This window comes from Pseudomonas sp. PSB11, assembly GCF_014596605.1.
Lineage (GTDB): Bacteria > Pseudomonadota > Gammaproteobacteria > Pseudomonadales > Pseudomonadaceae > Aquipseudomonas > Aquipseudomonas umsongensis.
On record NZ_NOIO01000001.1, the window covers coordinates 389,594 to 408,615 of the forward strand.

The following is a 19,022-nucleotide window of genomic DNA, read 5'->3' on the forward strand; positions in this document are numbered from 1 at the left end:
TTTTGAAAGGTTTTGTTTCTAAATTGCTTCCAAACCTAATCGATCTAAAAAACAGCTAATAAATACCATTTAGGAATTAGCTTATGAGCCGGAGGCTCTAGCCTGAGGAAAGGCAAAAAATGAGCGAAATTCCTAAACGGTATGAGAAAAGAATCCATCCAATCTTTTCAGGTTTATGACGAAATCATGACCGGCAAGGACCAAAAAATCGGGGATTAGACTATGGTCGTAGACACATGTAGTTACGATTGACTTGTGGGTCACGCTCTGGCGCTAATCGCGCATCTTAGATTCCAGGCATATGACCCGGAACCAGGACCAATAAGAATTAGAGACGAGAGGAGTTTAAACAATGAACAAGTCGACCTTGACCCTGGCCGTGGCCGTAGGGGTTCTGGCGCAGCAGGCAGGCGCCGCCGGTTTCATCGATGACAGCAAGGCTTCCGTTAGTTCGCGCACCTATTATTTCGACTCGGATAAGCGTGAAGGTGCCAGTACGCCTGCCAACAGGCAGCGTGAAGCGGCGGAAGGCCTGAAGTTCGATTACCAGTCGGGCTTCACCCAAGGCACAGTAGGCTTCGGTATCGACGCGCAGGCTCTGGTCGGCATCCATCTGGACGGCGGCAAGGGCCATCACCCGGACAACAACTCCTTCTCCCCTAGCGATTCCGATGGTTCGGCAGAGAGTTCGTGGAGCCGTTTGGCGGGTAACGTCAAGGCGCGCTTCTCTAAGACCGAGGCCCACCTCGGTGGTGCCTTGCAACCCAACATGCCGATCCTGATCGCGAACGACAGTCGCGTACTGCCACAAACCTTTGAAGGTGGCACCATCACCTCGAAGGAAATCGACAACGTCACCTTCAACGTCGGTCAGTTGGAGCACGCGACAGGTCGCGCCTCCTCGAACAGCACTGGCCTGTCTGTGGCTGGCGCTACCCAGGACAGCAACCAGTTCCGTTACGCCGGTGCTGACTGGAAGGTCACCAAGGACCTGTTGCTGCAGTACTACTACGCGAACCTGGAAGACTTCTACAAGCAGAACTTCCTCGGCCTGGTGCACGTTTACCCGATCGGCACCAACCAATCGTTCAAGACTGACATTCGCTACTTCGACAGCAGCTCTGACGGCAAGAACGGCCAGGCCGGTTACCGGTTCAACAACAACAACGGCTATGCAAAGACCCCGGGCGAGGTTGATAACAAAACCTGGAGCGCCACGTTCACCTACACCCTGGGTGGCAGTGCATTCCTGCTTGGGCATCAGCGTGTCAACGATGACGGCGGTTTCGTCTTCCTGAACCAGGCCAACGTTGTCGATGGCAACGGTCGCAACGAAGGTGCCGGCGGCGCCAGCTTCTACTCGTTCACCGACGCCACCGTCGGCAGCTTTATCCGTGCCGGTGAAAACACCACCTACGGTCAGTACTCTTATGACTTCGCTTCGCTGGGCGTTCCAGGTTTGAAAGCGTCGGCTGCTTACCTGTACGGCCAGGACATCAAGGCCACCAACGGCGTGGGCAAGGACCTGAACGAGCGCGAGACTGACCTGCGTGTGGATTACGTGATTCAAACCGGTCCGCTTAAAGGCTTCGGTACGACGCTGCGTCACGGTATGTATCGTGGTAACACCAGTACCCTTGATGAAGACCAGACCCGTGTGATCTTCAACTACACCTACGCCTTCAAGTAAGCCGTAGCCAAAAGCCTCGTCGGCGGACGAGGCTTTTTTTCGTGTCTGTTTTCATATTCCATAAACGATGCCTTCGATGATTTTTTATTCTTTTTAGCTTTGTTCTGAAGCGCTTAGAGTAGGGCCATCCGATACGCACCGTAAGCTTCGGATCGACGCTTAAAATCCCCGAACAGCCCAATTTCCAGAAGTCGGTTTTGTCACCGTGACCTCTTGGGTCCGTGCTGTCGGGGCATATTCCTAAATGTGATTAAAATTCTTTTTGCAATTCTTTTTAGGATTATGAAGGAGTATTCTGCGCGACCCAAAAAAACGACCGATCCAGACGGTCGCGGATCCAGGGCATTCGACCCAGGACCAGGAATTAGAAAACGATAGGAGCGAAACAATGAACAAGTCCAACCTGGCCGTGGCAGTGGCCGTAGGGGTTTTGGCGCAGCAAGCAAGTGCCGCCGGTTTCATCGAAGACAGCAAGGCAACGTTGGGGCTGCGCAATTTCTATATCAACACCGACTATCGCGACGGCGCTGCTCAGCCGAACAAGAACGAAGAATGGGGTCAAGGCTTCGACCTGCGTTTCATCTCCGGCTACACCCAAGGCACTGTCGGTTTCGGTATCGATGCGATCGGCCTGTTGGGCGTGAAGCTGGATTCGGGCGGCGGCACTAATGGCAACGTTAACGCCAATGGCACCCCTGGTAACGCTTATGGCGGCACTGTGTTCCCGAGCAAGTCCAACGGCGAAGCGGTTGATAACTTCTCCAGCCTGGGCCTGACGGCCAAAGCCAAGATCTCCCAGACTGAACTGAAACTGGGTACCTTGCAGCCAAAACTGCCGGTGATCGTCACCAACGATGGTCGTCTGCTGCCGCAAACTTTTCAGGGTGGTCAGATCACCTCTGGCGATATCAAAGACCTGACACTGGTCGGTGGTCAGATCGAGCACGCCAAAGGTCGTAACTCCAGCAACAACGAAGAGTTGTCGATCGCTGGTGCCAACGGTCGTACTGCGACTGGCCGCGACAGCAACAAGTTCTATTACGGTGGCGGTGATTACAAAATCACCAAAGACCTGACTGCGCAGTACTACTACGGCAATTTGGAAGATTTCTACAAGCAGCATTTCCTGGGCCTGGTTCACAACTGGGCAATCGGCCCGGGCGTTCTGAAATCCGACCTGCGCTACTTCAATAGCCGGGATGACGGTGCCAACGGTCACGATGCGAACTTCTTCACTTCTGGCAACTACAATGCGCCGAGCGGTAAAGGCAAGGTCGACAACAACCTGTATAGCGGTCTGTTCCTGTACACCGTTGAAGGTCACACCTTCGGTGGCGGTTACCAGGTCAGCAACGGCAGCAGCGACTTCCCGTACCTGAACCAGGGCGACGGCGCATCGGCCTACATCATCACCGACTCGCAAATCCAGAAGTTCGCCCGTGCCGGCGAGAAAACCTGGCAAGCACGTTACTCGTTCGATTTCGCCAAGGTCGGCGTACCTGGCCTGACGGCGGGTTTGGTGTACCTGCATGGTGACGACATCGATACCGTCAACGCTGCCGGTCGTGAAGCGGCGAGCGGCGCTTCCGAATGGGAACGCGACCTGACCGTGGGTTACGTCGTTCAGTCCGGTGCGTTGAAAAACCTCGGCGTGCAGTGGAGAAACGCTACCTGGCGCACCGACCTGCCGAACACTCGTTCCCAGGACGAGAACCGCCTGATCGTCAGCTACTCGATCCCGCTGTTGTAATAGCGTGTGGGAGCGAGCCTGCTCGCGAAAGCGGTGTGTCATTCAGCAGGTTTGTGGCTGACACGACGCCTTCGCGAGCAGGCTCGCTCCTACAGGGTAACCGACGCAAAAAAAAAGCCCCGCCCGGCATCACGCCGGGCGGGGCTTTTGCGTTTTCGAGGCGGGCTCACCCCCGTAAACCGGCCTCGTATTTCCCCTCTTTTACAGCAACTCAAGGCCTTCTCGAACCTTGGGGCCGATGTTGGGGGCGATGGGTTCGTGCGTCCAGTGAAGAGATGTTTAATATTCCTTTAAGGTCTAAATAAATCAATATTTATTCTTTTTAATGAATAAAAAATGCAGGCACAGTTGAACTCAACCAGCACTCACCAGGAGCAGCACCATGAGTATCAGACTGGGCGATATCGCCCCGGATTTCGAACAGGATTCCAGCGCCGGTACCATCCGGTTCCACCAGTGGCTGGGCGATAGTTGGGGTGTGCTGTTTTCCCACCCGGCCGACTTCACGCCGGTGTGCACCACCGAGCTGGGGTATACGGCGAAGTTGAAAGACGAATTCGCCAAGCGTGGGGTCAAAGCCATCGCGCTGTCCGTCGACCCGGTGGAATCGCACCACAGGTGGATCGAAGACATCAACGAAACCCAGGGCACCGTGGTCAACTTCCCGATTCTCGACGACGCCGACCGCAAGGTCTCGGACCTGTACGACCTGATCCATCCCAACGCCAACGACACCTTGACGGTGCGCTCGCTGTTCGTGATCGACCCGAACAAAAAGGTACGGTTGACCATCACCTACCCGGCGAGCACCGGTCGCAACTTCCATGAAATCCTGCGAGTGATCGATTCGCTGCAACTGACCGACAACCACAAGGTGGCCACCCCGGCCAACTGGCAGGACGGTGATGAGGTGGTGATCGTCCCGTCGCTCAAGGATGAAGATGAAATCAGGCAGCGCTTTCCCAAGGGCTATCGAGCCGTTAAGCCGTACTTGCGCCTGACACCGCAGCCGAATCGGTAGCCCGGACAAGATCACTCCCACGCAGAGCGTGGGAACGATCTCGTAGAACACAAAGCAGGGGGTTTTCGGGCCGTTTCGACGGCCTTTTTTTCGTCTCGACGAATATGAAGTTATATAGCTACAACGAATAACCAAATGAATAAATATGATTTATGGATATATAAATCACCTGTTAAGGTCACTCTATCCAAGCGAGATCGCAAACCGCGAATCGCTAACACCGCTCAAGGAATCGTCTGAATGTTGGTCGTCTCACTCGGTGGCAGTCCCAGCCAGCGCTCCCGTTCCGGGGTGTTGCTGGAGCGCTCCCAGCGTTGGTTGCAAGGGCAGGGTGTGGAAGTGGTGAGCTACCAGGTGCGGGACTTCCCGGCCGAAGACTTGCTGCATGCCCGCTTCGACAGCCCGAAGGTCGTCGATCTGCTGCAACAGATTGAAAACGCCGATGGCCTGCTGATCGCCACGCCGGTGTACAAGGCTTCGTTTTCCGGAGCCTTGAAAACCGTGCTGGATCTGCTGCCCGAGCGCGCCCTGGCGCATAAAGTGGTGTTGCCCATGGCAACCGGGGGCAGCATTGCCCACATGCTGGCGGTGGATTACGCACTCAAGCCGGTATTGTCGGCATTGAAGGCCCAGGAGCTGCTCCAGGGGATTTTCGCCGTCGACAGCCAGATCGCTTACGGCGAAGGCAGTGCGCAGGCACAGTTGGCGCCGGAGCTGGAGCAAAGATTGAACGAGTCGCTGGAATTGTTTTTCAGCGCCATGGCGCGACGGCCCAAGCCGCTCGACCCGCAGCTGTTGAATGATCGTTTGTTGAGTGCTCGCTGGAGCATCTGAGCTCCACTGAACATAAGCCCCATTCCAAATTGATGTACTCGCCTTACTCGCCCGCTAACGGGCAAGCAGGTGCAGCCAAAAACCCAACTGCAAAAAGGAGAGCGCCATGCGCCCTGTCATTTTGCGTCGTGGTCTGGTCGCTCTGTTTGCTGCGGCTGTCACCTTCGGCGCCATTACTCAAGCTCAGGCCGAGACGCTTCGTATCGGTTACCAGAAATACGGCACCCTGGTGCTGCTCAAAGCCAAGGGCACTCTGGAAAAACGCCTTGCCGCCCAAGGCGTGGACGTGCAATGGACTGAATTCCCCGGTGGTCCGCAACTGCTCGAAGGCCTGAACGTCGGCTCCATCGACTTCGGTGTCACTGGCGAAACCCCGCCAGTGTTCGCCCAGGCCGCGGGCGCGGACCTGCTTTACGTCGCCTACGAACCGCCAGCACCGCACAGTGAAGCGATCCTGGTGCCGAAGGACTCGCCGATCAAATCGGTGAAGGACCTCAAGGGCAAGAAAGTCGTCCTGAACAAAGGCTCCAATGTGCATTACTTGCTGGTTCGCGCCCTGGAAGACGCCGGCCTCAAGTACAGCGATATCCAGACCGTATTCCTGCCGCCGGCTGATGCCCGCGCCGCGTTCGAGCGTGGCAGCGTCGATGCCTGGGTCATCTGGGACCCGTACCAGGCTGCCGCCGAACAGCAGCTGCAGGCCCATACCCTGCGCGATGGCCAGGGCATCGTGGATAACCACCAGTTCTACCTCGCCACCAAGCCCTATGCGCAGAAAAACCCTGAGGTGATCAAGACCCTCGTGGAAGAAGTGCGCGCAGTCGGTGAATGGTCCAAGGCCAATCCGGACGATGTGACCCAACAGGTTTCTCCACTGCTTGGCCTGCCAGCGGACATCACCCTGACGTCCGTGAAACGCCAGGGCTACGGCGCGTTGTTCCTGACCCCGGAAGTGGTCGCCGCGCAACAGAAAATCGCCGACAGCTTCTACCAGCTCAAGCTGATTCCCAAGCCTTTGAGCATCAAAGACGTGATCTGGACGCCGCCGGCGGCCGTTGCCAAAGCACAGTAATCGATTTCCTAAGGAGACCACTCCATGAGCCTCAATATCTTCTGGTTCCTGCCTACCCACGGCGACGGCCATTACCTTGGCACCGCCGAAGGCGCTCGCGCCGTCGATCACGGTTACCTGCAACAAGTCGCGCAAGCGGCGGATCGCCTGGGCTTTGGCGGCGTGCTGATTCCCACCGGTCGTTCCTGCGAAGACTCGTGGCTGGTGGCCGCGTCGCTGATTCCAGTGACCCAGCGTTTGAAATTTCTTGTCGCACTGCGCCCCGGGATCATTTCCCCGACGGTGGCGGCGCGTCAGGCGGCGACCCTGGATCGTTTGTCCGGTGGGCGTGCACTGTTCAACCTGGTGACAGGCGGTGATCCGGAAGAATTGGCCGGTGACGGTTTGTTCCTGACCCACGAAGAGCGCTATCAGGCCTCGGTGGAATTCACCCGCATCTGGCGTCGGGTGCTGGAAGGCGAAACCGTCGATTACGATGGTCAGCACATCAGCGTGAAGGGCGCCAAGTTGCTCTATCCGCCGATCCAGCAACCGCGTCCGCCGCTGTACTTCGGCGGCTCGTCGGAAGCGGCCCAGGATCTGGCGGCAGAGCAGGTCGAAATGGTCCTGACCTGGGGCGAGCCGCCGGCCGCCGTGGCGGAAAAAATCGCCCAGGTGCGCGCCAAGGCCGCCAAGCTCGGGCGCACTGTGCGCTTCGGTATTCGCCTGCATGTGATCGTGCGCGAAACCAATGCCCAGGCGTGGCAAGCGGCGGACCGACTGATCTCGCACCTGGACGACGACACCATCGCACGTGCCCAGGCTTCGCTGGCGCGCTTCGACTCGGTTGGCCAGCAACGCATGGCGGCTCTGCACGGCGGCAGTCGCGATAACCTGGAAGTCAGTCCCAACCTGTGGGCCGGTGTCGGCCTGGTGCGCGGCGGTGCCGGCACGGCGCTGGTGGGTGATGGTCCAACCGTGGCTGCCCGTGTAAAGGAGTACGCGGACCTAGGTATCGATACCTTTATCTTCTCCGGTTATCCACACCTGGAAGAGTCGTATCGCGTTGCCGAACTGCTGTTCCCGCACCTGGACATCGAGCGTCCCGAGTTGCCGAAAAGCGCCGGTTACGTCAGCCCGTTTGGCGAGATGGTTGCTAACGACATTCTCCCTAAAGCTGCGTCCCAGAGCTGAGGCGCGCCATGAAGAAAGTCATTCACAGCCTTGCGCCATGGGCATTACCGGTCTTGCTGGTAGCGGTGTGGCAGTTGTCGGTGTCGGCGGGCTGGTTGTCGACGCGGATTCTGCCTGCGCCCATTGCCGTGATCGAAGCCGGGGTGAGCCTGGTCAGCAGTGGTGAAATCTGGACGCACCTGGCTATCAGCGGTTGGCGCGCGGCGCTGGGTTTCGCCATTGGCGGCGGTATCGGCCTGACCCTGGGCTTTATCACCGGCCTGTCGACATGGGGCGAGCGTCTGCTCGACAGCTCGGTGCAGATGATCCGCAACGTGCCGCACCTGGCGCTGATTCCCTTGGTAATCCTGTGGTTCGGCATCGACGAATCGGCGAAGATTTTCCTGGTGGCCCTGGGCACCTTGTTCCCGATCTACCTCAACACCTATCACGGCATCCGCAACGTCGACCCGGCGTTGGTGGAAATGTCGCGCAGCTACGGGCTGTCGGGTTTCAGCCTGTTCCGCCAGGTGATTCTGCCGGGGGCCTTGCCTTCGATCCTGGTCGGGGTGCGCTTTGCCCTGGGCTTCATGTGGCTGACGCTGATCGTCGCCGAAACCATCTCCGCCAGCTCCGGCATCGGCTACCTGGCGATGAACGCCCGGGAGTTCCTGCAGACCGACGTGGTGGTGCTGGCGATTCTGCTGTACGCGGTGCTCGGCAAACTGGCCGACCTCGCGGCCCGTGGACTTGAACGCGTATGGCTGCGCTGGCATCCGGCCTATCAGGTCGTCAAGGGAGGTGCCGCATGACTGCCCAACAACCTCCACGCCTGCTGCGCGGAATCCCGCTGGCGGTGCGCAAGCTGCAAAAAACCTTCGGCTCGCGGCAGGTGCTGCGTGAGATAGACCTGCACATTCCGGCCGGTCAGTTCGTCGCGGTAGTCGGTCGCAGCGGCTGTGGCAAAAGTACCTTGCTGCGCTTGCTTGCTGGCCTCGACAAACCTACGGCTGGCGAATTGCTCGCCGGCGCCGCGCCGCTGAGCGAGGCGCGGGAAGACACCCGGCTGATGTTTCAGGAAGCGCGGCTGCTGCCGTGGAAAAAGATCATCGACAACGTTGGCCTCGGTCTCAAGGGCAACTGGCGTGGGCAAGCGCTGCAAGCCCTGGAAGCAGTCGGCCTGGCGGATCGCGCCAACGAGTGGCCGGCGGCTTTGTCCGGAGGGCAGAAGCAACGTGTGGCGTTGGCTCGCGCACTGATCCATCAACCGCGGCTGCTGTTGCTCGACGAGCCATTGGGTGCGCTGGATGCCCTGACCCGAATTGAAATGCAGCAGCTGATTGAACGGCTCTGGCAACAGCACGGCTTCACGGTGTTGCTGGTCACCCACGACGTCAGCGAAGCGGTGGCGATCGCCGATCGGGTGATCCTGATCGAAGACGGTGAAGTCGGCCTCGACCTGCACGTGGAACTGCCGCACCCTCGGGTCCGGGGCTCCCATCGGCTGGCGGCGCTGGAAACCGAAGTGCTCAACCGCGTGCTGTCACTGCCGGGGCAACCACCGGAGCCGGAACCTGTTTCACCCTTGCCTACGCAGTTGCGTTGGGCTCAATAACTCAAGACTCAATCAACGACAGGAATCAACATCATGACTATCAAGGCCATCAACGTACGCAACCAGTTCAAAGGCTCCATCAAGGAAATCGTACTCGGCGACGTGCTGTCGGAAATCGATGTGCAGACCGCTTCCGGCATCGTCACCTCGGTGATCACCACGCGTTCGGTGAAAGAGCTGGAACTGGTGGTGGGCAGCGAAGTGATCGCGTTCGTGAAATCCACCGAGGTGTCGATCGCCAAGTTGTGAGTCACAGGCATAAACAACCCGGAGGGTTTAGGCTCTTCGGGTTTTTTATGCCTGTGAATCAGTCGGTGCGGCGGTGTGGCATTCGCGAGCAAGCCCGCTCCCACAGGGGAATGCATTCCAATTGTGGGAGCGGGCTTGCTCGCGAAGAGGTCAGTGAAACCAATAAAGAATCAGGCAGGAACAGCACGTTTTGGCAGGTACGGCGGCAGATACAGCCCCAGATACGCATCGAACACCCGCATCCCTTCCTCAGCCATGCGCGGCGTGATCTGCCCGTGCTGCTGCACCGAGCGCGCATAAACCCGGTCCCCGAGCTCCATGGCCAGGGCAAACACATCGACATCGTCCGGCAACCTTGGCAGCTCGAAATGGTGATCGAACAGCTTGTGCATCAGGTCGCCCAACTCAATGTCGTGCTGGCGGTCGGCCTGGGTGACTTCGGTCAGGCCGTGCTGGGCCAGAATCAATTGGCGGGCCGCGGCGTCTTCGCTGTAGATCTCAAGCATCCGTTGTTCCACCAGTCGCGACAGGTCACGCCAGCCACTCAATGCGTCATGGTCGATAGGTGCCTGCAGGCAGGCGCGGAAGGCCGCGTGGACGTCGGCCGTCAGCGCCTCCAGCAGGGACGGGACGCTGGCGAAGAAGTGGTAGACGGAGGAGGGCGGGATTTGCGCGCGTTCGGCGACACTGTAGATCGACAGACTGGCCACGCCCTCGGCGGCCAGCAGCGTGCGGGCGGCATCGAGTATCGAATCGATCCGGGCCTGGCTGCGTGCACGGGGTTTGCGAACGGTGGCGGTGCGCGTCATTGGAGTCTCCTGCGGGGCAGGGGGCATTGTACGAGCAGGGTTTGATGTTGTCTGCCTGGACGCCTTCGCGAGCAGGCTCGCTCCCACAAGGATTGCCTGTGTTCACGAAAATGATGTTCACTGAAACTTACTGTGGGAGCGAGCCTGCTCGCGAACCGCCGCAGGCGGCCATAAAAAAACGCCGCTGGCTGTGAGGCCGGCGGCGTTTCTTGTTCACTGCAACCACTTACACGGTATGCAGGTACCAGTTGTACTCGAGGTCGGAGATGGAGTGTTCGAACTCTTCCAGCTCGCTCTCTTTACAGGCCACGAAGATATCGATGTATTTCGGATCGATGTACTTGGCCATGACTTCGCTGTCGTCCAGCTCGCGCAACGCATCACGCAAGTTGTTCGGCAGGCTCTGCTCGTTCTGCTCGTAGCTGTTGCCTTCCACCGGAGCGCCCGGCTCGATCTTGTTGACCAGGCCGTGATGCACGCCAGCCAAAACAGAAGCCATCAACAGGTACGGGTTGGCATCGGCGCCGGCCACGCGGTGTTCGATACGTACGGCATCGGCGGAGCCGGTTGGTACGCGAATCGCTACGGTGCGGTTGTCCAGGCCCCAGCACGGCGAGTTCGGCACATAGAACTGCGCGCCGAAACGACGGTAGGAGTTGACGTTCGGGCAGAGGAAAGCCATCTGCGCCGGTAGGGTCTCGAGCACACCGCCGATCGCGTGACGCAGCGCGGCGTTCTGCTCGGGATCCTCACTGGCAAAAATATTCTTGCCGTCTTTGTCGAGAATCGAAATGTGCACGTGCAGACCGTTACCCGCCTGGCCTGGATAAGGCTTGGCCATGAAGGTGGTGTCCATTTCATGGTCGTAGGCGATGTTCTTGATCAGGCGCTTGAGCAGCACTGCGTAGTCGCAAGCCTTGATCGGGTCGGCCACGTGGTGCAGGTTCACTTCGAACTGCGCCGGGGCACTTTCCTTGACGATGGCGTCGGCAGGGATGCCTTGCTCTTTCGCACCTTCCAGAATGTCCTGGAGGCAGTCGACGTATTCGTCGAGGTCGTCGATCAGGTAGACCTGTGTGGAGTGCGGGCGTTTACCGGAAACCGGCGAGCGAGGCGGTTGGGGACGACCGTTCACGTTCTCCTGGTCGATCAGGTAGAACTCCAGTTCGAACGCGGCGCAGATGGTCAGGCCCATTTCGTCGAACTTGCGCACCACATTGGCCAGCACTTCGCGCGGGTCGGCAAAGAATGGCTCGCCTTCGAGTTCGTGCATGGTCATCAGCAATTGCGCGGTCGGGCGCTTTTGCCATGGCTCGTTGCACAGGGTATCGGGGATTGGATAGCAGATTCGGTCAGCATCACCGATGTCCAGGCCCAGGCCGGTGCTTTCCACCGTAGAGCCATTGATATCCAGAGCAAATAGAGAGGCCGGCAGGTTGATGCCTTTCTCGTAAACCTTGTGGAGGCTGGTGCGTTCGATGCGCTTGCCGCGCACCACACCATTCATATCCGCAATCAGAAGGTCAACGTACAGAACCTCAGGATGTTCCTTAAGGAACGCGTTCGCTTCGTTAAGCTGAACGGCACGCGGGGGTACCGACATGATGCAACACCTTTGTTGTTAAAAATATCAATCATTGATCTTTTCGGATTCCAGTCAACCCGAACGGCATGCCGAAGTCAAGCGAGGCCTTTTTTGCCCTAAAAAAGCGCTCGCATGGCTTTTTTGAGGCTCTTTGGGGCGTTTTCATCCCCCGAAGCCGTTTGACGCCCGCAGGCTTGAGCGGGCCGTGTTGTATTTTTTACGGGGGTGTTGTGTAAAAAAATGAACAAGGCTAAGCTCGAATCAAACCCATAACAGCAATAATACCGGGGTGCTTCATGTATCGCCTGCCGATAATCGGCGTCACCGCCTGCTCTTCGCAGACCGGTCTGAATGCTTATCACATCAGTGGCGACATCTGCGTCAGCGCCAAGGTCGCAGCGGCTCCTGGCCTGTCGGTGATCTTCCCGTCCCTGGCGGATCAACCGTCTCTGTCCGATATTCTGGACGGCCTCGACGGCACACCCATTACGGTTACTCCATTCAATATAGAACCGATTCACAATAGCGGCTCGGCCTTTGTGCAGGGCACCGCTCGTGATTCTGCACGCCTGGTATGTGCAGAAGTACACACAAGCACGATAGCCTGGCGCAAACTTGCATTTCAACGCGACGCCGATGCGTCAACTATCGCCTGACCTCAAGCGTCAGGAAACTCAAAGCCTAGAGGCATTTATGAGTAACAACCTCGACCAGCTCACCGATTGGTTGAAAGACCACAAGATCACAGAAGTCGAATGCATGATCGCCGACTTGACCGGGATTACCCGGGGCAAGATTTCGCCGACCAACAAATTCATCGCCGAAAAAGGCATGCGTCTGCCAGAAAGTGTGCTGCTGCAGACCGTGACCGGCGATTACGTCGAAGACGACATCTATTACGAGCTGCTCGACCCGGCCGACATCGACATGATCTGCCGCCCCGACCAGAACGCGGTGTTTCCGGTGCCATGGGCCATCGAACCGACCGCCATCGTCATCCACGATACCTACGACAAGCAGGGCAACCCGATCGAGCTGTCGCCGCGCAACGTGCTCAAGAAGGTCCTGAAACTCTATGCCGACAAAGGCTGGCAGCCGATCGTGGCGCCGGAAATGGAGTTCTACCTGACCAAGCGCAGCGACGACCCGGATTATCCGTTGCAGCCGCCGATCGGCCGCTCCGGGCGTCCGGAAATCGGTCGCCAGTCGTTCTCCATCGAGGCGGCGAACGAATTCGATCCGTTGTTCGAGGACGTCTATGACTGGTGCGAATTGCAGGAACTGGACCTCGACACGCTGATCCACGAAGACGGCACGGCGCAGATGGAAATCAACTTCCGTCATGGCGATGCCCTGTCCCTGGCGGACCAGATCCTGGTGTTCAAGCGCACCATGCGCGAAGCCGCGCTCAAGCACGACGTCGCAGCGACCTTCATGGCCAAGCCGATGACCGGCGAGCCGGGCAGTGCCATGCACTTGCACCAGAGCATCATCGACATCGAGACCGGCAAGAACATCTTCTCCAATGAAGACGGGACCATGAGCGAGCTGTTCCTGCAGCACATCGGTGGCCTGCAGAAATTGATTCCCGAGTTGCTGCCGCTGTTCGCCCCCAACGTCAACTCGTTCCGCCGGTTCCTGCCGGACACCTCGGCACCGGTGAACGTGGAATGGGGCGAAGAGAATCGCACCGTGGGCCTGCGGGTACCGGATGCCGGTCCACAAAACCGGCGCGTGGAAAACCGTCTGCCGGGTGCCGATGCCAACCCGTACCTGGCCATCGCCGCGAGCCTGCTGTGCGGTTATATCGGCATGGTCGAAGGCCTCAACCCGAGTGCGCCGGTGGTGGGTCGTGGCTATGAGCGCCGTAACCTGCGCCTGCCGCTGACCATCGAAGATGCGCTGGAACGCATGGAAAACAGCGCGACCATCGAGAAGTACCTGGGCAAAAATTTCATCACTGGCTACGTCGCGGTCAAGCGGGCCGAGCATGAAAACTTCAAGCGCGTGATCAGTTCGTGGGAACGGGAATTCCTGCTTTTTGCCGTCTGACGCGCCGTGCGCCGCTGTTGTCGGGTGGCGCTCTCACCTGGAATTTTTAGGAGATTGGTATGACCAGCAACAACCCGCAAACCCGTGAATGGCAAACCCTGAGCAGCGATCACCACCTGGCCCCGTTCAGCGACTTCAAGCAGCTGAAAGAGAAAGGCCCGCGGATCATCACCAACGCCAAGGGCGTTTACCTGTGGGACAGCGAAGGCAACAAGATCCTCGACGGCATGGCTGGTCTGTGGTGCGTAGCCATTGGTTACGGTCGCGATGAACTGGCGGACGCCGCCAGCAAACAGATGCGCGAGCTGCCGTACTACAACCTGTTCTTCCAGACCGCTCACCCGCCGGTGCTGGAGCTGGCCAAGGCCATCGCCGATGTCGCGCCAGAAGGCATGAACCACGTGTTCTTCACCGGTTCCGGCTCTGAAGGCAACGACACCATGCTGCGAATGGTTCGTCACTATTGGGCAATCAAGGGCCAGCCGAAGAAAAAGGTCATCATCAGCCGCAAGAATGGCTATCACGGTTCCACTGTGGCCGGCGCGAGCCTGGGCGGCATGACCTACATGCACGAACAGGGCGACTTGCCGATTCCGGGCATCGTCCACATCGCCCAGCCATACTGGTTCGCCGAAGGCGGCGACATGACCCCTGAAGAGTTCGGGATCTGGGCTGCCAATCAGTTGGAAGAGAAGATTCTGGAAGTCGGCGTGGACAACGTCGGTGCATTTATTGCCGAGCCAATCCAGGGCGCCGGCGGCGTGATCATTCCGCCAGACACCTACTGGCCGCGCATCAAGGAAATCCTCGCCAAGTACGACATTCTGTTCGTGGCCGACGAAGTGATTTGCGGTTTCGGCCGTACCGGTGAGTGGTTCGGCAGCGACTTCTACGACCTCAAGCCGGACATGATGACCATCGCCAAAGGCCTGACCTCCGGCTACATCCCTATGGGTGGCCTGATCGTGCGCGATGAAGTGGTCGAAGTGCTCAACGAAGGCGGCGATTTCAACCACGGTTTCACCTACTCCGGGCACCCGGTGGCGGCGGCTGTAGGCCTGGAAAACATCCGTATCCTGCGCGACGAAAAAATTGTCGAGCGCGTGAAGACAGAAACGGCACCGTATTTGCAGAAACGTCTGCGCGAGCTGAATGATCACCCATTGGTGGGCGAAGTTCGTGGGGTAGGCCTGCTGGGGGCAATCGAGCTGGTTCAGGACAAGGCCACTCGCAAGCGCTACGAAGGCAAGGGCGTCGGCATGATCTGCCGGCAGTTCTGCTTCGATAACGGGCTGATCATGCGTGCGGTCGGGGACACCATGATCATCGCGCCACCGCTGGTGATCTCGCCTGCGGAAATCGATGAGTTGGTGACCAAGGCACGCAAGTGCCTGGACCTGACCCTGAGTGCGTTGCAGGCCTAAGTGCTAGGCTCTGAGCGCAAGTATGAAACTTTCGCTCAGGGCAATCATAAAGGGCGGCCTTTCCTTGAAAGACCGCCTTGGATCTTGCCAGACTAGCTGCGGTTCCAGTTGTCCGGGTTCGGCCGCTGAACGAAGTGGTTCTAAAAAGAAAAATTTGGAGCATTACGCATGAAGGCATTAGGAAAAAAGCTTGCTGGCAAGACTCTCCTCGCCATGTCCCTGATGGGCATTATGGCGGGTGCGGTCCAGGCGGACGACAAGGTGTTGCACGTCTATAACTGGTCCGACTACATCGCTCCGGACACGATCAAGAAGTTTGAGGACGAGTCCGGCATCAAAGTGGTCTATGACGTTTTCGACAGTAACGAAACCCTCGAAGCCAAGTTGCTGGCAGGCAAGTCCGGTTATGACATCGTCGTACCGTCGAACAACTTCCTGGCCAAGCAGATCAAGGCTGGCGTCTACCAGAAGCTGGACAAGTCCAAGCTGCCAAACTGGAAAAACCTGAACACCGACCTGCTCAAAGCGGTATCGGTGAGCGACCCGGGTAACGAGCATGCCTTCCCTTACATGTGGGGCTCGATCGGCATCGGCTTCAACGCCGAGAAGGTCAAGGCTGCACTGGGCGCCGACGCTCCGGTCGATTCCTGGGACCTGATCTTCAAGCCTGAAAATGCCGCCAAGCTGAAGTCGTGCGGTATCAGCCTGCTGGATTCGCCAACCGAGATGATTCCGGTGGCGTTGCACTACCTGGGCCTGCCAACCGACAGCCAGAAGAAAGAAGATATCGACAAGGCTGAAGCGCTGATCATGAAGGTACGTCCTTCGATCGCCTATTTCCACTCGTCCAAGTACATCTCCGACCTGGCCAACGGCAACATCTGCGTGGCCGTGGGTTACTCGGGCGACATCTACCAGGCCAAGTCCCGCGCGGCTGAAGCCGGTGACAAGGTGAAAGTCAGCTACAACATTCCCAAGGAAGGTGCTGGCAGCTTCTACGACATGGTCGCCATTCCTAAAGATGCCGAAAACGTCGAAGGCGCCTACAAGTTCATGACCTTCCTGCAGAAGCCGGAAATCATGGCTGAAATCACCAACGCCGTACGCTTCCCGAACGGTAACGCGGCGGCCACGCCGTTGGTTGACAAAGACATCACCAGCGATCCAGGCGTCTACCCACCGGCTGACGTGCTGGCCAAGCTGTACGCGATTGCTGACCTGCCGGCCGCGACCCAGCGGATCATGACTCGCAGCTGGACCAAGATCAAATCGGGTAAATAAGTAAAACCCTTGCAGGAGCGAGCATGCTCGCTCCTGCAAGGATTCTCATAAAGTTTGCTGGAACGGTTTTTCGAGGGTAAGTTGCGCGCCGGTTTTGTTGTAAGGCAGCCATGGCTGTCATGTAACGCGGGGCAACTTGAGCCCAACTCATTTTAGAGGACCTCCACTTGCCTATTTTTTCTTTGTTGCGCAATGCCATGCTGGTCGCTGCCGGGTTGACGCTTGCCGTCAATGTTCAGGCTGCCGGCACCGTGCATATTTATAACTGGTCGGACTATATCGGCGAGACCACCCTGGCCGACTTCCAGAAAGAGACCGGCATCAAACCGGTTTATGACGTATTCGATTCCAACGAAACCCTGGAAGGCAAGTTGCTGGCCGGGCGTACCGGTTATGACGTGGTCGTGCCGTCCAACCATTTCCTCGGCAAACAGATCAAGGCCGGTGCTTTCCAGAAGCTCGACAAGTCGAAGTTGCCGAACTATTCGAACCTCGATCCGGTGCTGCTCAAGCGCCTGGAGCAGAACGATCCGGGTAACCTGTACGCCGTGCCGTACCTGTGGGGCACCAACGGCATCGGTTACAACCCCGAAAAGGTCAAGGCTGCGCTGGGCGTCGACAAGATCGATTCCTGGGCGGCGGTATTCGAACCGGAGAACATCAAGAAGCTGCAAAGTTGCGGCGTGGCGTTCCTCGATTCCGCCGATGAAATGATGCCGACGGTCCTCAACTACATGGGCCTGGATGCTAATAGCACCAACCCTGAAGACTACAAAAAAGCCGAAGCCAAGCTGCTGGCGGTTCGGCCTTACGTGACTTACTTCCACTCCTCCAAATACATCGCGGACCTGGCCAACGGCGATATCTGCGTGGCCATCGGTTTCTCCGGTGACATGTTCCAGGCCCGCAACCGCGCGGCCGAAGCGAAGAAGGGCGTTGACATCGCCTATTCGATTCCCAAGGAAGGCGGTGCGCTGTGGTTCGACATGCTGGCGATTCCAAAGGATTCGGCCAACGTCAAGGAAGCGCACGCGTTCATCAACTATTTGCTGAAACCCGAGGTGATTGCCCAGGTCAGTGATTACGTCGGCTACGCCAACCCTAACCCCGGGTCGGACAAACTGATGGAACAGTCCATTCGCACCGACGAAGCGGTTTATCCACCGCAAGCGGTACTCGACAAGACCTACGTGTCCATCGAGTTACCACCAAACATACAGCGTTTGATGACCCGCAGCTGGACCAAGGTCAAGTCGGGTAAATAGCTTCAAGGCTCAAACTATCCAAGGTTGGCTCACCTTGAGCGAACTGCACTCTTTTTTTGGGAGTTTCGTAAATGGCAGTTGCCTCCGGCGCCTATAAGAAAGCCCTCGAGGGCGACCAGTCACCTAAACAGGTGCTGGTCAAAATCGACCGGGTCACGAAGAAGTTCGACGAGACGATTGCCGTGGACGATGTGTCCCTGGAAATCAAGAAAGGCGAGATTTTCGCCCTGCTCGGCGGTTCGGGATCGGGCAAATCCACCCTGCTGCGCATGCTCGCCGGCTTCGAACGACCGACTGAAGGACGGATCTTCCTCGATGGCGTGGACATCACTGACATGCCGCCGTACGAGCGGCCGATCAACATGATGTTCCAGTCCTACGCCTTGTTCCCGCACATGACCGTGGCGCAGAACATCGCCTTCGGCCTCAAGCAGGACAAACTGCCCGCCGCTGAGATCGATGCGCGCGTGGCCGATATGCTCAAGCTGGTTCAGATGACCCAGTACGCCAAGCGCAAGCCGCATCAGTTGTCCGGTGGCCAGCGCCAGCGTGTGGCCCTGGCCCGTTCGCTGGCCAAGCGTCCAAAGCTGCTGCTGCTCGACGAACCGATGGGCGCGCTGGATAAAAAACTGCGTTCGCAAATGCAGCTGGAGCTGGTCGAGATCATCGAGCGCGTTGGCGTGACCTGCGTGATGGTGACCCACGACCAGGAAGAGGCCATGACCATGGCCGAGCGCATCGCGATCATGCACCTGGGCTGGATCGCCCAGATCGGCAGCCCGATCGACATTTATGAAACCCCGACCAGCCGCCTGGTCTGCGAATTCATCGGCAACGTCAACATCTTCGACGGTGAAGTGATCGACGACGCCGAGGGCCACGCGATCATCACCTGCAAGGACCTCGACCGGAAGATCTACGTGGGCCACGGCATCAGCACCTCGGTGCAGGACAAATCCGTGACCTATGCGATCCGTCCGGAAAAACTGCTCGTGACCCCGACCATGCCGACCTGTGAATACAACTGGTCCAGCGGCAAAGTGCACGACATCGCCTATCTCGGTGGTCACTCGGTGTTCTACGTCGAACTGCCGAGCGGCAAGATCGTCCAGTCGTTCGTCGCCAACGCCGAGCGCCGTGGCCAGCGGCCAACCTGGGGTGACCAGGTGTACGTGTATTGGGAAGACGATAGCGGCGTGGTACTTCGCTCATGAACATGCGCA

17 protein-coding genes are annotated in these 19,022 nt (G+C 58.2%); 15 read left to right on the top strand and 2 right to left on the bottom strand.

Annotation, left to right across the window (positions count from 1 at the left end):
• Positions 1–352: 352 nt before the first annotated feature.
• From CGA21_RS01835 to CGA21_RS01875, 9 genes are all read left to right on the top strand, one after another.
• Positions 353–1,690, top strand: a complete 1,338-nt coding sequence (locus CGA21_RS01835; RefSeq protein WP_188263408.1) for an OprD family outer membrane porin — start codon at positions 353–355, stop codon at positions 1,688–1,690.
• A gap of 388 nt (positions 1,691–2,078) precedes the next feature.
• Positions 2,079–3,440, top strand: a complete 1,362-nt coding sequence (locus CGA21_RS01840) for an OprD family porin (protein WP_110747962.1) — start codon at positions 2,079–2,081, stop codon at positions 3,438–3,440.
• A gap of 382 nt (positions 3,441–3,822) precedes the next feature.
• On the top strand, positions 3,823–4,461 hold the full coding sequence (locus CGA21_RS01845) for a peroxiredoxin (RefSeq protein WP_110747960.1): 639 nt from the start codon (positions 3,823–3,825) through the stop codon (positions 4,459–4,461).
• Positions 4,462–4,701: 240 nt separating this feature from the next.
• Positions 4,702–5,295, top strand: a complete 594-nt coding sequence (gene ssuE / locus CGA21_RS01850) for an NADPH-dependent FMN reductase (protein WP_110747957.1) — start codon at positions 4,702–4,704, stop codon at positions 5,293–5,295.
• A 106-nt stretch (positions 5,296–5,401) separates the two neighbouring features.
• Positions 5,402–6,367: a sulfonate ABC transporter substrate-binding protein gene (locus CGA21_RS01855; protein WP_020797292.1), complete on the top strand. Its 966-nt coding sequence runs from the start codon at positions 5,402–5,404 to the stop codon at positions 6,365–6,367.
• A 24-nt stretch (positions 6,368–6,391) separates the two neighbouring features.
• Positions 6,392–7,540 carry an FMNH2-dependent alkanesulfonate monooxygenase gene (gene ssuD / locus CGA21_RS01860; RefSeq protein WP_083349883.1) on the top strand — a complete coding sequence of 383 codons (1,149 nt, stop codon included), beginning with the start codon at positions 6,392–6,394 and terminating at the stop codon, positions 7,538–7,540.
• Positions 7,541–7,548: 8 nt separating this feature from the next.
• Complete coding sequence (gene ssuC / locus CGA21_RS01865) at positions 7,549–8,331, top strand: aliphatic sulfonate ABC transporter permease SsuC (RefSeq protein WP_188263409.1); 783 nt, start codon at positions 7,549–7,551, stop codon at positions 8,329–8,331.
• Positions 8,328–9,134 carry an aliphatic sulfonates ABC transporter ATP-binding protein gene (gene ssuB, locus CGA21_RS01870; protein WP_188263410.1) on the top strand — a complete coding sequence of 269 codons (807 nt, stop codon included), beginning with the start codon at positions 8,328–8,330 and terminating at the stop codon, positions 9,132–9,134. Before ssuC ends, ssuB begins: the two co-directional genes overlap by 4 nt.
• A 33-nt stretch (positions 9,135–9,167) precedes the next feature.
• A complete protein-coding gene (locus CGA21_RS01875; RefSeq protein ID WP_003229256.1) occupies positions 9,168–9,383 on the top strand; it encodes a molybdopterin-binding protein in 216 nt (71 codons plus the stop codon).
• Between the two features lie 170 nt (positions 9,384–9,553).
• Here CGA21_RS01875 and CGA21_RS01880 read toward each other — a convergent pair whose 3' ends face one another.
• Together CGA21_RS01880 and CGA21_RS01885 are read right to left on the bottom strand one after the other, a co-directional pair.
• A complete protein-coding gene (locus CGA21_RS01880) occupies positions 9,554–10,192 on the bottom strand; it encodes a TetR/AcrR family transcriptional regulator (RefSeq protein WP_110747950.1) in 639 nt (212 codons plus the stop codon).
• 226 nt (positions 10,193–10,418) lie between these two features.
• A complete protein-coding gene (locus CGA21_RS01885) occupies positions 10,419–11,795 on the bottom strand; it encodes a glutamine synthetase family protein (protein ID WP_015097275.1) in 1,377 nt (458 codons plus the stop codon).
• Positions 11,796–12,073: 278 nt separating this feature from the next.
• Between CGA21_RS01885 and CGA21_RS01890 the strand changes: the two genes are divergently transcribed.
• The 6 genes from CGA21_RS01890 (at position 12,074) to CGA21_RS01915 (ending at position 19,013) form a co-directional block, all read left to right on the top strand.
• Complete coding sequence (locus CGA21_RS01890; protein WP_188263411.1) at positions 12,074–12,433, top strand: gamma-glutamyl-gamma-aminobutyrate hydrolase family protein; 360 nt, start codon at positions 12,074–12,076, stop codon at positions 12,431–12,433.
• A 37-nt stretch (positions 12,434–12,470) separates the two neighbouring features.
• On the top strand, positions 12,471–13,829 hold the full coding sequence (locus tag CGA21_RS01895; RefSeq protein WP_110747944.1) for a glutamine synthetase family protein: 1,359 nt from the start codon (positions 12,471–12,473) through the stop codon (positions 13,827–13,829).
• A gap of 59 nt (positions 13,830–13,888) precedes the next feature.
• On the top strand, positions 13,889–15,253 hold the full coding sequence (locus CGA21_RS01900; protein WP_188263412.1) for an aspartate aminotransferase family protein: 1,365 nt from the start codon (positions 13,889–13,891) through the stop codon (positions 15,251–15,253).
• 168 nt (positions 15,254–15,421) lie between these two features.
• A complete protein-coding gene (locus CGA21_RS01905; protein ID WP_110747941.1) occupies positions 15,422–16,534 on the top strand; it encodes a polyamine ABC transporter substrate-binding protein in 1,113 nt (370 codons plus the stop codon).
• 167 nt (positions 16,535–16,701) lie between these two features.
• The gene (locus CGA21_RS01910; RefSeq protein ID WP_033041955.1) at positions 16,702–17,799 is read left to right on the top strand and encodes a polyamine ABC transporter substrate-binding protein; all 1,098 of its coding nucleotides are present in this window, start codon (positions 16,702–16,704) and stop codon (positions 17,797–17,799) included.
• Between the two features lie 71 nt (positions 17,800–17,870).
• The gene (locus CGA21_RS01915) at positions 17,871–19,013 is read left to right on the top strand and encodes an ABC transporter ATP-binding protein (RefSeq protein ID WP_008064958.1); all 1,143 of its coding nucleotides are present in this window, start codon (positions 17,871–17,873) and stop codon (positions 19,011–19,013) included.
• The last annotated feature ends 9 nt before the right edge of the window (positions 19,014–19,022 follow it).

Bases quoted from the DNA above. Each gene is read 5' to 3' on its own strand.
- CGA21_RS01835 (WP_188263408.1), top strand. From the start codon at position 353: ATGAACAAGTCGACCTTGACCCTGGCCGTGGCCGTAGGGGTTCTGGCG.
- CGA21_RS01840 (WP_110747962.1), top strand. From the start codon at position 2,079: ATGAACAAGTCCAACCTGGCCGTGGCAGTGGCCGTAGGGGTTTTGGCG.
- CGA21_RS01845 (WP_110747960.1), top strand. From the start codon at position 3,823: ATGAGTATCAGACTGGGCGATATCGCCCCGGATTTCGAACAGGATTCC.
- ssuE (WP_110747957.1), top strand. From the start codon at position 4,702: ATGTTGGTCGTCTCACTCGGTGGCAGTCCCAGCCAGCGCTCCCGTTCC.
- CGA21_RS01855 (WP_020797292.1), top strand. From the start codon at position 5,402: ATGCGCCCTGTCATTTTGCGTCGTGGTCTGGTCGCTCTGTTTGCTGCG.
- ssuD (WP_083349883.1), top strand. From the start codon at position 6,392: ATGAGCCTCAATATCTTCTGGTTCCTGCCTACCCACGGCGACGGCCAT.
- ssuC (WP_188263409.1), top strand. From the start codon at position 7,549: ATGAAGAAAGTCATTCACAGCCTTGCGCCATGGGCATTACCGGTCTTG.
- ssuB (WP_188263410.1), top strand. From the start codon at position 8,328: ATGACTGCCCAACAACCTCCACGCCTGCTGCGCGGAATCCCGCTGGCG.
- CGA21_RS01875 (WP_003229256.1), top strand. From the start codon at position 9,168: ATGACTATCAAGGCCATCAACGTACGCAACCAGTTCAAAGGCTCCATC.
- CGA21_RS01880 (WP_110747950.1), bottom strand. From the start codon at position 10,192: ATGACGCGCACCGCCACCGTTCGCAAACCCCGTGCACGCAGCCAGGCC.
- CGA21_RS01885 (WP_015097275.1), bottom strand. From the start codon at position 11,795: ATGTCGGTACCCCCGCGTGCCGTTCAGCTTAACGAAGCGAACGCGTTC.
- CGA21_RS01890 (WP_188263411.1), top strand. From the start codon at position 12,074: ATGTATCGCCTGCCGATAATCGGCGTCACCGCCTGCTCTTCGCAGACC.
- CGA21_RS01895 (WP_110747944.1), top strand. From the start codon at position 12,471: ATGAGTAACAACCTCGACCAGCTCACCGATTGGTTGAAAGACCACAAG.
- CGA21_RS01900 (WP_188263412.1), top strand. From the start codon at position 13,889: ATGACCAGCAACAACCCGCAAACCCGTGAATGGCAAACCCTGAGCAGC.
- CGA21_RS01905 (WP_110747941.1), top strand. From the start codon at position 15,422: ATGAAGGCATTAGGAAAAAAGCTTGCTGGCAAGACTCTCCTCGCCATG.
- CGA21_RS01915 (WP_008064958.1), top strand. From the start codon at position 17,871: ATGGCAGTTGCCTCCGGCGCCTATAAGAAAGCCCTCGAGGGCGACCAG.